Origin of the sequence: Pseudoteredinibacter isoporae (genome assembly GCF_040372805.1) — a bacterium.
GTDB classification, from domain to species: domain Bacteria; phylum Pseudomonadota; class Gammaproteobacteria; order Pseudomonadales; family Cellvibrionaceae; genus Pseudoteredinibacter; species Pseudoteredinibacter isoporae_A.
In genome coordinates, this window is record NZ_BAABWJ010000001.1 from 1,189,806 (window position 1) to 1,202,387 (window position 12,582).

Sequence of the window (12,582 nt, forward strand, 5' to 3'; positions counted from 1 at the left end):
GTCGTAATTACTGGAGGCAAAGCAATGGCAGGTTCGGCAACCTTAAACGCTTCGCTAAAGTGGCTGCTTGTGGGTATAAGTGGCTGCTTGTTAATGTCTTGCGGAGCGCCCCAGCATAATATCCCCCAAGGTGCCGCGAGCACCGAACAATTAGAAGCGTTTCTCGAAAACTATCCGGCGCTTGATGTGGACGATGAGCTCCGTAAATTTCTGTATATGAGCTCCGATATGAAAGTCTTTGCGGACACCTACGTGAGGCGCAAGGGCGGAACGGGTCGACGTCTTCTCGATGTTCACAATGCCATCAATCACCCCTCGACGGGCATGTCGTATAAGGCCGATGCTCACTACAGCGCCGAGGGGGCATTCACGGCGGGAGAGGCAAACTGTCTCTCCTATTCTGCGTTGTTCATCGCCATGAGTCGGTACGTCAATCTGCGCGTGTCTTTTCAGGAAGTCGACTTGCCGCCGAGCTGGAGTCTTGGCGAAAAAGATTTATTGTTGCGTTTTCGCCACGTCAATATTGTGGCGACTTTAGCGACGGGGCGAAAGAAAATTGTCGATTTCCGCATGGATCGTTTCAGTCATTTTTACCCAAGTCGTGAAATCAGTGACCACGAAGCGTTGGCTTTGCAGTTCAATAATCTGGCGGTCGACGCCATGTTTGAAGATGATTGGCCAACAGTGTTTAAGTATTTGCATTCCGCCATCAAAGCCGATTCGAAGAAAGTGGTGGCCTGGGGTAATCTGGGCTTGGCCTTGCGTCGCATCAATCGTTTGGAATTGGCCGAAAGGGCCTACCTCAAAGCGCTGACATTGAACCGAAGAGATTACAGCGTGATGTCGAATCTGGCGAATCTCTACCGCATGACCGGTCGCCCGGATGAGGCTAAGGTGCTGTCTGAAAAATCGTCCCGTCATCGTCAGCGCAACCCCTATTATCATTTTGCCAATGCTCAGCGGGACTACCGTGAGCAACGTTATGACCGAGCGTTGGAACATTTGAATAAGGCCAAAAAGCTCCAGGAAAAAGAAGGGAACTTCGAACAGTTAATGGCTTTCATATATTGGGAGCAGGGCAAGCGCCAGGAAGCGATTTACGTGATGGAGCGAGCCTATGAATGGGAGACCAACCCCAGAACCAGTGAATTGATTGCCAAGCGGTTAAAGGATTGGCAGAGAGTGTTGGATACTGGCGAGCCGGCCAAGGACTTAAAAGAACTGTAAGGCACAGAGGTTGTGCGGAGCCCGAAAGGCCCTTGTTAGAATTAAGCGACGATTTATGATCAGTAGAGAAGCCCAGTTTTATCCCAATGGGCATTGGTTAAGCGAGAAACAGCTTCACAAGTTGCGGGACTTACTGGGTGATTTTCGCCTTGAAAACCCGGCGTCGGAAAGTGAAGAACTGGCTGTCTTAAAGCAGCAGTACCTGAGCTTCTACAATATTGATTTTCCCACGGAATTTCCCGATCTGGCCATTCGCCATAAGATGGGAAAAATCCACAGTGGCGCGTTTGAATTAATGTGCCAGGCTTGGCGTCCGAGCGAATATAAAGCCTGGGTGGTTTTGGTTCACGGCTATTACGACCACATGGGCATTTATCAGCACATCATTCGCCATTTACTGGAAGACGGTTATGCGGTGCTGGGGTTTGATTTGCCCGGCCATGGCTTGAGCAGCGGTGAACGAGCCTCGATTGACAGTTTTGATGCCTATAGCGAAGCATTGCAAGAGGTGCGTACGTTAGTTGACGATGAACCGCGTCCTGTTCACGTGCTGGGGCAAAGCACCGGTTGTGCGGCCATAATGAACGCTTTGCTGAGCGAGCGAGCGGAAGGTTTTGATCAAGTCTTGTTGTTGGCACCACTGGTGAAACCGTTTGGCTGGAACAGTGGGCAGTGGTTGTTCAAACTGCTGAATAATCGCATTCAAAGCATGCCCCGAAGATTTGCGATTAATTCCCACAACATTCCTTTCATGAAGTTTCTGGCGGAACAGGATGTCTTGCAGCCAAAACAATTGTCGGTGACCTGGGTCGCAGCCATGAAAGAATGGTTGGACAAAGTTGAAGCGGTAAGTGAGCCCTGTGACAAAGCTGTTGTGATCATTCAGGGCACTGACGATAAAACCGTGGATTGGGAATTCAATTTGCCGCAAATTGAAAAAGCGTTTCGCCATGTTAAGGTCGAGCTGATTGAAGATGGACGCCATCAGCTGGTTAACGAAGCACAGCGCTATCGCGAACAAGTGTTTCGCCAAGTCAGTCAGTATTTAGAACAATCGGCTTGATTCGCCATCTGGGCGACAGTTCTCCCCCTGTTGCCTCTGTTTCTCCCCGGTTAATAATCGATCTTCAATCTAAGGCGCGGTCTGGCCAATACCTCAAATAATAATCAAATGGAGGCTCTATGATTCAGTGGAGTGAGACGCATCAGAGTGTTCGCGATATGGTGCGGGATTTTGTCGAAAAAGAAATTGTTCCGCAACTCGATGAGTTGGAATACGGTGGTCTGCCGCCCTACGAAATTCTGCGTAAATTCGTTAAAACCTTCGGTCTGGATGAAATGGCCAAGGCGTCTTTTGAGCGTCGAATCGCTGAAGACCAAGGCGATAAAAAGCCTGCAGCGGATACCCCTCGCGACGCAGCGCTCAGTTTAATACCCACCATTGAGATCAGCCGCCACGCCCAGGGTTTGGTAACGGCCATGGGGGTGTCGATGGGTTTAACGGGCGGCGCCATTATGTCGAAAGGCACGCTGGAGCAGAAGACGCGTTGGGCCTTGCCTTTGTTGACCTTGGAAAAGGTGGGTGCCTGGGCGATCACAGAACCCAATTCAGGAAGTGACGCCTTCGGCCAAATGAAATCAACAGCCAAGAAAGTCGATGGCGGTTATCGATTGAATGGTAACAAAACATTTATTACGAATGGCCCCTACGCGGACACAATTGTATTTATTTGTAAGCTGGATGAAGAGGGCGTGCCAGCTGAGCAGCGAAAAATCGTATCTTTTATTCTGGATTCTGGAATGGAAGGCCTGGAGCAATCAAAACCTTTCCATAAAATGGGCATTGGCTCTTCACCAACGGGTGAATTGTTTTTGCAAGACGTCTATGTTGAGGAAGACCGCTTATTGGGTGGCAGCGTCAATAGTTATGGGCGCGGTGGTGCAAAGGCCACCTTTGCCCAGGAGCGGGCAGGAATAGCGGCTATGGCCTTAGGTATCATTGAACGCGCTCTGGAATTATCGGTAGAGTATGCAAAGGAGCGCAAACAGTTTGGTCAGGCCATTGGTGAGTTTCAGCTGATCCAACTCAAATTGGCTAACATGGAAGTGGCGCGGGTCAATGTGCAAAACATGGTGTTTCGTTATATCGAAATGAGTCAACAAGGCTTGCCAATGAGCATGGCGGAAGCCTCTTCGATGAAGCTGTATGCTGCTCAGGCTGCCATGGACGTCAGTACGCAAGCGGTGCAGATTTTTGGCGGCAACGGTTATATGCGAGAGTATCGTGTTGAACAGCTGATGCGCGATGCTAAAATTTTGCAAATCTACGGCGGAACAGATGAGATGCAAGTGTTGGCCATTGCCAAGGATTTATTGCGTTAGTTTTTCGATTCCTTTTCCCATGGGGCTTAGGCCCCATTCAAACGTCCTCTTAAGTTACCTCCTAAGCAACTTCCAATCCGATTTGTTTTATACTACGGCTTTAAACCATAGCAAGAGAAAAAACATGTCTGTATTTGAAAATGTAACCGTAGTAAAAGCGGCCAATATTTATTTCGACGGAAAAGTTGTGAGCCGTACCGTGTTGTTTAACGATGGCAGCAAAAAGACCCTGGGCCTAATGTTGCCGGGTGAATACACCTTTGGTACCGAAGCGGCTGAATTGATGGAAGTACTGGCGGGGAAGGCAGATATTTTATTGCCGGGTCAAAGCGATTGGCAAACGGTCGTTGCCGGTGAGGATTTCAATGTGCCTGCTGACAGTTCCTTTTCCTTAAGAGTCGTCGAGCCTTTGGATTATTGCTGCTCGTATTTGTAAGGTCGCGCGAAGCCTGGTGAGCCGGGAATGGCGGGTATTAAGCAGAAGTTTAAGCTGGGGGCGGCTCTAGGTGGTGACGGCAGGGAGGACGGAGGCGAACGACATGGATGTATTTATATGTTCGTCAGGGCCGACTCCCTGCTTGAGCGGCGGCACTGACGTCCCGCCCTCAAAAAATGACAGGCTAACTTAGAACAAAACCCGGCAGCGCATTGTGCCGTCGATGCTCTTCAGTTGCTGCAAAGCAACGTCGCTGTACTCAGCATCAATATCAACCACAACGTAACCAACGGATTCATTGGTTTGCAGATACTGACCGAGGATGTTGATATTGTTCTCAGAAAAAACCGAGTTAATTGCTGACATCACACCCGGCACGTTCTGGTGAACGTGCAATAAGCGGTGAACATCGGAATGCGCAGGCAAGGCCACCTCTGGAAAATTAACCGCAGTGATTGTTGTACCGTTGTCAGAGTATTTAACCAGTTTTTCAGCCACTTCCAAACCAATATTTTCCTGGGCTTCCTGAGTCGAACCACCGATGTGAGGCGTTAGCAAAGCATTATCGATGCCTCGTAACGGACTCTGGAACTCATCATCATTTCCACGTGGTTCAACCGGGAACACATCAATGGCGGTTCCGCCCAGCTTGCCAGATTTCAAGCTGGCGGCCAGAGCTTCGATATCAACCACTGTTCCGCGAGAAGCGTTCAACAAAATGGCCTTGTCTTTCATTTGAGCTAATTCTTCAGCGCCCATCATCATCTTGGTCGATGCCGTTTCAGGCACGTGCAAGCTGACAATATCGGAACGGTTCAACAGTTCATTCAAATTGCGAACCTGACTGGCGTTACCCAGTGGCAACTTGGTCACAACATCAAAAAAGATCACCTTCATACCCAGTGACTCAGCAAGAACGCTGACCTGAGTACCGATGGAGCCGTAACCAATAATTCCCAGCGTTTTGCCGCGAATTTCATAAGAGTCAGCCGCGGACTTCATCCAGCCACCACGATGGCAGACAGCGTTCTTCTCGGGGATGCCGCGCAACAGCAGAATCGCCTCAGCGATCACCAGCTCGGCAACCGAGCGTGTATTGGAATAGGGGGCGTTGAAGACAACGATGCCCAGCTCTTCTGCAGCTTTGAGATCAACCTGATTGGTGCCGATACAAAAACAACCGACGGCAATCAACTTGGGCGCAGCGGCCAGAACCTTGGCGGTTAACTGGGTGCGCGAGCGAATGCCTACAAAGTGGGCATCGGCCAACTTCTCGATCAGCTCGTCTTCAGGCAGAGAGGTTTTCAGATATTCGATGTTGGTGTAGCCGGCCGCCGTCAAAGTGTCGATGGCGGATTGATGAACACCTTCAAGGAGCAGGAACTTAATCTTGCTTTTTTCCAGGGAAATACTGGCCATGTGAAACTCGTTACTTGCTATGGGTCGTTATCTGGGCTCTTACCACTCACGTGGAGGCCCTGTTTTAAGGCGCGCTATGATAGCATATGCAGCCCGTGGTGCTATTGATTTGGAGTTCTAAGCTTATGGCTGCTGAGATTATGCTGGATGGCCAGCCTTTTGCCCCCTGTGTTGAAAAGGGCGTTGGTAAGGTGGTGTGCGTTGGTCGCAATTACGCGGCTCACGCGGCGGAGTTGAACAATCCAGTCCCTGATGAGCCTATTTTGTTCATGAAGCCCCCAACGGCTATCAGCCGCATCAGCCCGCATTTCAGCATTCCTGGCAATCGCGGGGAGTGTCATATCGAGACTGAGATCGCCATCCTGATTGGCGCTGAGATTGCACGTGCGACGGACTTTCAGGCAAATATCGCCATTGCCGGCATCGGTATCGGCTTGGATCTCACTCTGCGAGACGTTCAAAGTGCGCTCAAAGAAAAAGGTTTGCCCTGGGAGAAATCCAAAGCCTTCGATGGCAGCTGTCCGGTATCCGGCTTCATCAGCCCGGCAGAAGACGAAGACTGGGCGGCTCTGGAACTCACCATGAAGCGCAATCATTTGGTGCAACAGGAAGGCCGGAGCGCGGATATGTTGAACGGCATATTGCCCTTAATTGGCCATATTACCCATCATTTCACCCTGATGCCTGGTGATATCGTGTTGACTGGAACGCCGGCTGGGGTTGGGCCTATTGAGCCTGGAGATTTTCTTGAGTTCGACCTGAAAACCAAAGAGCAGACTATTCAACTTTCTTCAGAAGTGGTCGCAAGAACCTTCTGAGCCGTTTCAGCTCACCGAAATATAACCCTGATCGGTAAGAATGCCGCTCAGGGGGATGTCCCAGCTCTCCACAGGTAACTCATCCAGCTCTTGTAAGCTATGGGCGATACCGATCAGCTCAGGTCGAGAGTTGGTTTGCTCAGCCTTAAAGGCAAAGCAGCGATCATAAAAGCCGCCGCCCATACCCAGTCGCCCGCCGTTTCGGCAAAAGCCCACCAAGGGCAGCAGCACCAGATCGAGATCAGTGGCTGAAATAACAGAGGCCTCGTCACCGGGTTCCGGTATGCCAAAGCGGTTATTCACCAGCTCTGTCCCTTGCTGGTACGCCCGGAATTCCATAGTGCTTGCATCGATGACCCTTGGCAGGTAGCAGCGCTTATTGGCGTTCAGAATCCGCTCAATACTGGCTTGCAAGCCCAGCTCGCCATCACTGGCAATGTACGCGGCAATAGTGTGACTGTCTTGGAATTGAGCCAGTTTGGCTAGCTGTTGCGCCACCTTCTGAGCCGCAGAGTCTTGCTGCTGTAAGCTGAGTGCTCGGCGTTGTTGGCGCAGGCGTTTGCGCAATGCCTGTCGAGTCGAAGCGGTATCCTGACACATGGAAAAGGCTTGTAGTTGAGGACTTTTGAGGGAAATTTGGATTCAGGCCCCAGGGCGCCGCGGCTGACTTGGCCTTGAACCCGACGGTTCAAGGGGGGAAATTCTGCGCTGTATTAGGCTTTCCAACGTGTGGACATGCACACCAACAGCGGCGAGAAAAACCCGATTTCTTCATTATCGGCTCGAGGACTCGTCAACGGGCGAACACCTCAGGGTTAAGCGAAGTATAGCCCAAGGAGAATGTTCGACACAGGGGTTTTTAGGTTGGGGATTTAAATAAAACGCTTGTATGGGGCTATTTTAAACAAACTGTAGAAGAGCTGGGCGAGGCGGGGAATTATTGCCCAGCCTATGGCCGGCGAGCACCGGCCGCAGATATTATTTCAGGGCTTGATCCAGCTTTTCGGCCAGACGGTTGAGCAGTTCCTCGTCTAAACCGGCGTCGGCAGCGGCTTGTCGTCTCTGCAAACTGAGCAGTTCATGGCTCAGGTTCAGAGCAACCATCACCGCGATACGCTCCAGACCAATAACATTTCCATTGGTTCGGACATCGCGCATTCTCGCGTCGAGATTGCGCGCGGCCTGCATCAGGGCGTCACGCTCTTCAGGCGTACAGGCGACCTGATACTCTTTGTCGAGTATTTTGACAAACTCTGTTGGGGTTGTGTTGCTCACTGTCCGCTCTCCTTGGGCCGACATCGGTTGGGCACTCATGACCAATATCTTTACCTGTCTCTTCTGTTGCTGCTTACTGTTATGTTACTTAGTCAATCAGGCGGATGCTTAAGTTGCACCGGCTTCCAATTCTTTCAGGCGACCAATCATGGCTTCGACCCGGCTGCGAGCCAGCTCGTTCTTTTCAATCAGGCGCGTTTTATCGCTATGCCACTGCTGGCGTTCCTGCTTGAGGACCTCATTTTCCTGCTGTAACAGCTGACAGCGCTGGATGAGCAAGTCCAGTTTCTCTTCCAATTGTTTTAGGTCTGCCATAGCGATACTAAGCCTAGTTGATCATGCCTACTATATTGCGCCAGCGTAAATGGGTCAATGTGTTAAAGCAGTTTGTTAACAGTTTAGCCTATCCCTATAAACTAACGTGCTTTTTTGCTCATTCTTGTGAAGGGATCGGTCCCTCAAAGCCTGATAAAGCAAATCAATCGGACAAGCGTGCTAAAATGGCGCGGTTTTCCCGTCGGCATTTAGAGAGATTATGTCCCAGTTATTGAGTTTTGATGAATATTGCGATTTTTTAGCCCCTGTTGGTGCCCTCAACAGTCCGGCTGAGTTACACGGTATGCTTTGTGGCCAGCTGAGCGGTGGAGCTCGTCCGGGGTTGGTTAAATGGCAGCAGATGAGCCTGGAATTCCTTGATTTGATCGACCTCGATGACTCGCTGATTAGTGCAGAATTGCGTCAGGCTATTGCTGAAATGTATAGCAATACGTTATTGGCGTTGGAAGACGAAGCCATGGGTTTCAGTCTGGTCCTGCCGGATGAAGATACCGAAATAAGTCAGCGTTTGCAGGCTCTGTCGCAGTGGTGCCATGGTTTTCTGACCGGGTTCGGCAGCTCGGGGTTATCCGGGGAGCAGGGTTTTAGTCCTGAATCTGCAGAGGCACTGCGGGATTTTGCTGCCATTGTTCAAATTGGCACAGATGAGGATGACAGCGAGCAATCGGAATCCGACCTGTTTGAAGTTTGTGAGTACGTTCGCCTGGCGGCGATTAATCTGTTTTTGGAATTCTCCCCGCCCAGCCGTGATACGAAAAAACAACCTGGCACCGTGCACTAGTTGTTTAAACACTAAGGGAAGTTATGGCTATTGGCCCAGAGGAATATGCCCGCCGTCGACAACGATTGATGGAGTTGATGGAAGCGGACAGCATCGCGATTATTGCAGCAGCCAGTGAACAACTGCGCTCCAACGATACCTATTTCCCGTTTCGCCAGAACAGCGACTTTTATTATCTGAGCGGTTTCAATGAGCCCGATGCGGTGTTGGCGTTGATCCCGGGTCGTGAACAGGGCGAATTTGTGATGTTTTGCCGTGACAAGCATCCAGAAAAAGAAATCTGGGATGGCTTTCGGTATGGCCCGGAAGGGGTCTGTAAACATTTCGCTGCCGATGACGCCTTCCCGATTGATGATATCGATGACATCCTGCCGGGCTTGATTGAAGGGCGAACCCGAATTTATTACGCAATGGGTCGCGATACGTACTTTGATCGCCATGTTATGGAATGGGTAAACGCGATTCGTTGTAATGAACGCGCCGGGTCGACCCCTCCGGGTGAATTTCAGGAGCTTGATCACTTATTGCATGAACTGCGTTTATACAAAAGCGCGGCTGAAATCAAAGTCATGCAAAAAGCGGCCAGCATTTCCTCCCAGGCTCATCGTGAGGCCATGCAAGCATGTCGTCCGGACATGTTTGAGTATCAACTTGAGGCCGTTTTACATCATCGGTTTGCGCAATCGGGCGCCCGTTTTCCCGCTTACAACAGTATTGTTGGCAGTGGCGACAACGCCTGTGTTTTGCACTATGTGGAAAACCATAAAAAAATGAAAGCCGGAGAATTGGTACTAATAGATGCCGGTTGCGAGTATCAGAACTACGCTGCGGATATCACGCGCACCTTTCCCGTCAACGGCTGCTTCAGTCCTGAGCAGCAAGCCATTTATGAGATTGTGTTGGCAGCCAACGAAGCGGCGATCGCTGAAGCCAGGCCAGGCAATCATTGGGATAAACCCCATGAGGTTTCTGTAAAAATTATTACCCAGGGCTTACTGGATTTGGGGCTGCTCGAAGGCGAGCTGAATGAACTGATTGAAACGGCGGCGTATCGCCGTTTTTATATGCATCGCGTTGGACACTGGTTAGGCCTGGATGTGCACGATGTGGGTGACTATCGCGTAGCCGATCAGTGGCGTTTATTAGAGCCGGGAATGGTCATGACGATTGAACCTGGCATCTACGTGTCACCGTCAGATTCACAGGCGAATGAAAAGTGGCGAGGTATCGGTGTGCGTATTGAAGACGATGTGGCCATTAACAAACACCATTGCACCGTGTTGAGTGCCGACGCACCAAAATCTGTAATGGATATTGAAGCCCTAATGGCTGGGCATATGCTGTAACGCGATGAATGAGTGCTCAATGAGTAAAGAGAATTCAAGTCATTCCCAATTCGACATCACCATTGTTGGTGGCGGCATGGTAGGGATCAGCCAGGCTTTGTTATTGGCAGCTCAAAACCCTGACTGGCGTATTGCCCTGGTGGAGCGTTTTGCCTTTCCACAAGATCATGAAGAAACACTTTATCAACCGAGTTTTGATGCGCGAGCGACAGCCTTGTCTTTAGGCAGCGTGCAAATTTTTCAAGCATTGGGTTTGTGGAAAAAACTGGCGGAACATCATACGCCGATCAAAACGGTGCATGTCTCTGATCGTGGCCATATTGCGGGCACGCAAATCTGCCATAAAAAACAGAAGGTAGATCTTCTGGGGGCGGTTGTTGAGAATGCCTGGCTCGGCAGAGTGTTATTGCAATCTCTTCGGGAAACCACGCAAATTCAGTTGTTCGATGGGTGCGAACTTGAGCGTGTTTGTATGGCGGCCAACTCGGCCCAGCTTCACCTGAGCAGACATGATGAGGCATTGCTCATCCATACACACTTGCTCTGCCTCGCCGACGGTGGAGATTCCCCATTGGCGGGTCAGCTGGGTTTGCATCGAGCAACACAGGACTACGGCCAATCAGCACTGATTGCCACGGTTGAAACCGCCAAGGCACACATGGGCGTCGCTTACGAACGTTTTACCGAGCAGGGCCCAATGGCTCTGTTGCCATTAGGTGAAAGTGATCAAGCCCGTCGCTGTGCGCTGGTGTGGACCTTACCCAGTGAGCAGCTTGAGGCAACGCTGGCATTGAGCGATGGAGAATTGCTGACCTTATTGCAGACGCGATTTGGGTATCGCCTCGGACGTTTCTGCAGAATTGGAAAGCGACAGAGTTATTCTTTGCAATTGCAGATGATCAGTGAGCAGGTGCGCAGTTCGCTTGTCGTCTTGGGGAATGCGGCTCACTATCTTCACCCTGTAGCGGGTCAAGGGTTCAATCTGGCTCTGCGCGATTGTGTGGCCCTGACGGACACTTTGCAGGACGCAAGTAAACGCGATCAATCTCTGGGTGATCTGTCTGTTCTTCAGTCTTATCTATCAAAGCAGCAAAATGATCAGGATCTTACGGTGAGCTTCAGTGATCAGATTGTCAAAGTGTTCAGCAGTCAAAAACTGCCCAAGCAGTTGTTTCGCAGTGCCGGTTTTCTTGCTTTGGCATTGTTCCCGGAAGCAAAGCAATTTCTGGCGAAGCAAACCATGGGGGTGGCTGGACGTTTGTCACGGATTGGTGCGGATGAAAATAAGGCAGGGTAAGCGGTGAGTCATTCTTCTCAACAAGCATTTGATATCGCCGTGGTGGGTGCCGGATTGGTGGGCAGTACCGCCGCGATTGCGTTGGCCAAAGCCGCACCAGAATTAAATATTGTTTTATTGGATGCGGCAAAAGCCAGTATGACCTTGGCGGAACACCAAGCGGCCGCTTCCGTGGCTGACTTCGATCCTCGTGTTGTTGCGTTGACGCGGGACTCTCAGTCGCTGCTCGAACACGTGGGGGCCTGGTCGTCGGTCGAGGCCAAGCGTCTGTGTCCTTATACTGATATGCAGGTTTGGGATGCTGAAGGTACGGCGCGAATTACGTTTGATAGTCGTGATATTCAAGAACGCAATCTTGGCCATATCGTTGAAAATAAATTGCTGGTATCGGCGTTGTCTGATTGTTTCAGTGGTGTGGGAAATGTAACGGTATTGCACGAATGCCGAGTCAGTGACATTCAATGTGTGAATGGATTGCAAGAACTCAGTCTGCAACATCAATCTGACAAAGCGCTTTCCAAATTGCGTGCGACACTTGTGCTGGCTTGTGACGGTGCTCAATCCCCCTTACGCGAAATGATGCAGATCGAAACCCGCGAGTGGGATTACGGTCACGATGCCATTGTTACAACGGTGGAAACCAGCAAGCCGCACATGGGCGTCGCTCGCCAGCGTTTTATTCGCACAGGCCCTTTGGCTTACTTACCGTTGTCGAGAGAAGCGGTGTCGGCGCCGGCTGATGAGCATTTTTGTTCCATTGTCTGGTCCTGCCTGCCCGAGCGCGCTGATGCATTAATGGCGCTGGACGATCGTGAATTTGCCAAGGCTTTAGGCGAGGCGCTGGAATGCGAGTTAGGTGAACTGAAGGCGGTTGCAAAGCGATTTCGAATTCCCCTGCGACAACGTCATGCCCGCCGGTATATCAAACCGGGCTTTGCCTTGGCAGGTGACGCTGCGCACACGATTCACCCTTTGGCAGGCCAAGGTGTGAATTTAGGCTTGAAAGACGTGGCTGCATTTGTAGAAGAAATTCAATACGCCGTGGAACGTGATGTGCCCATTAGCCACTATTCGGTGTTGCGGCGTTATCAGCGTCAGCGAATGGCGGATAATTTATCTATGATGGCGGCAATGGAAGGGTTCAAACGATTATTCGCCAGCAATGATATTTCGGTGCGATGGCTGCGCAATGAAGGGATGCGCAGCCTGGATAAAGTGAGTGTGCTGAAAAATAAAATTGTTCGTCAGGCGATGGGGCTGTGAGA

Annotated in this window: 13 protein-coding genes and 1 other RNA gene; 9 read left to right on the forward strand and 5 right to left on the reverse strand. The window is 50.8% G+C overall.

The features are described 5' to 3' along the window. Window positions 1-93: 93 nt before the first annotated feature. The 4 genes from ABWW03_RS05275 to ABWW03_RS05290 all read left to right on the forward strand — a co-directional run bounded on the left by ABWW03_RS05275 (window position 94) and on the right by ABWW03_RS05290 (window position 4,045). Window positions 94-1,227 carry a tetratricopeptide repeat protein gene (locus ABWW03_RS05275; RefSeq protein WP_353406817.1) on the forward strand — a complete coding sequence of 378 codons (1,134 nt, stop codon included), beginning with the start codon at window positions 94-96 and terminating at the stop codon, window positions 1,225-1,227. Window positions 1,228-1,282: 55 nt separating this feature from the next. Further along, the gene (locus ABWW03_RS05280) at window positions 1,283-2,290 is read left to right on the forward strand and encodes an alpha/beta hydrolase (RefSeq protein WP_353406818.1); all 1,008 of its coding nucleotides are present in this window, start codon (window positions 1,283-1,285) and stop codon (window positions 2,288-2,290) included. Between the two features lie 119 nt (window positions 2,291-2,409). Further along, entirely contained in the window at window positions 2,410-3,609 is a 1,200-nt protein-coding gene (locus ABWW03_RS05285; protein ID WP_353406819.1) for an acyl-CoA dehydrogenase family protein, read from the forward strand. A gap of 124 nt (window positions 3,610-3,733) precedes the next feature. After that, a complete protein-coding gene (locus ABWW03_RS05290; protein WP_353406821.1) occupies window positions 3,734-4,045 on the forward strand; it encodes a pyrimidine/purine nucleoside phosphorylase in 312 nt (103 codons plus the stop codon). A gap of 189 nt (window positions 4,046-4,234) precedes the next feature. Here the strand turns inward: ABWW03_RS05290 and serA are convergent, their stop codons facing one another. Next, window positions 4,235-5,464 carry a phosphoglycerate dehydrogenase gene (gene serA, locus ABWW03_RS05295; protein ID WP_353406823.1) on the reverse strand — a complete coding sequence of 410 codons (1,230 nt, stop codon included), beginning with the start codon at window positions 5,462-5,464 and terminating at the stop codon, window positions 4,235-4,237. A gap of 125 nt (window positions 5,465-5,589) precedes the next feature. Here serA and ABWW03_RS05300 point away from each other — a divergent pair, with 125 nt between their 5' ends. After that, complete coding sequence (locus ABWW03_RS05300) at window positions 5,590-6,282, forward strand: fumarylacetoacetate hydrolase family protein (protein WP_353406824.1); 693 nt, start codon at window positions 5,590-5,592, stop codon at window positions 6,280-6,282. 6 nt (window positions 6,283-6,288) lie between these two features. Here ABWW03_RS05300 and ABWW03_RS05305 read toward each other — a convergent pair whose 3' ends face one another. The 4 genes from ABWW03_RS05305 to ABWW03_RS05320 form a co-directional block, all read right to left on the reverse strand. Beyond that, complete coding sequence (locus ABWW03_RS05305) at window positions 6,289-6,882, reverse strand: 5-formyltetrahydrofolate cyclo-ligase (RefSeq protein ID WP_353406825.1); 594 nt, start codon at window positions 6,880-6,882, stop codon at window positions 6,289-6,291. 42 nt (window positions 6,883-6,924) lie between these two features. Then, window positions 6,925-7,101, reverse strand: a non-coding RNA gene (ssrS, locus tag ABWW03_RS05310) — 6S RNA. Window positions 7,102-7,260: 159 nt separating this feature from the next. After that, entirely contained in the window at window positions 7,261-7,581 is a 321-nt protein-coding gene (locus tag ABWW03_RS05315; protein WP_353407127.1) for a cell division protein ZapA, read from the reverse strand. 84 nt (window positions 7,582-7,665) lie between these two features. Beyond that, a complete protein-coding gene (locus ABWW03_RS05320; protein ID WP_353406826.1) occupies window positions 7,666-7,872 on the reverse strand; it encodes a TIGR02449 family protein in 207 nt (68 codons plus the stop codon). A 220-nt stretch (window positions 7,873-8,092) separates the two neighbouring features. On the opposite strand from ABWW03_RS05320, the gene ABWW03_RS05325 reads away from it, so the two are divergent. From ABWW03_RS05325 to ABWW03_RS05340, 4 genes are read left to right on the forward strand one after another with little or no spacing between them, the layout of a single operon-like run. After that, window positions 8,093-8,674, forward strand: coding sequence for a UPF0149 family protein (locus tag ABWW03_RS05325; protein ID WP_353406828.1), 582 nt, complete (start codon window positions 8,093-8,095; stop codon window positions 8,672-8,674). 23 nt (window positions 8,675-8,697) lie between these two features. Beyond that, window positions 8,698-10,020, forward strand: a complete 1,323-nt coding sequence (pepP, locus tag ABWW03_RS05330) for a Xaa-Pro aminopeptidase (protein ID WP_353406829.1) — start codon at window positions 8,698-8,700, stop codon at window positions 10,018-10,020. A 19-nt stretch (window positions 10,021-10,039) separates the two neighbouring features. Next, window positions 10,040-11,317, forward strand: a complete 1,278-nt coding sequence (ubiH, locus tag ABWW03_RS05335) for a 2-octaprenyl-6-methoxyphenyl hydroxylase (protein WP_353406830.1) — start codon at window positions 10,040-10,042, stop codon at window positions 11,315-11,317. A gap of 3 nt (window positions 11,318-11,320) precedes the next feature. Continuing rightward, entirely contained in the window at window positions 11,321-12,580 is a 1,260-nt protein-coding gene (locus ABWW03_RS05340; RefSeq protein ID WP_353406831.1) for an FAD-dependent monooxygenase, read from the forward strand. The last annotated feature ends 2 nt before the right edge of the window (window positions 12,581-12,582 follow it).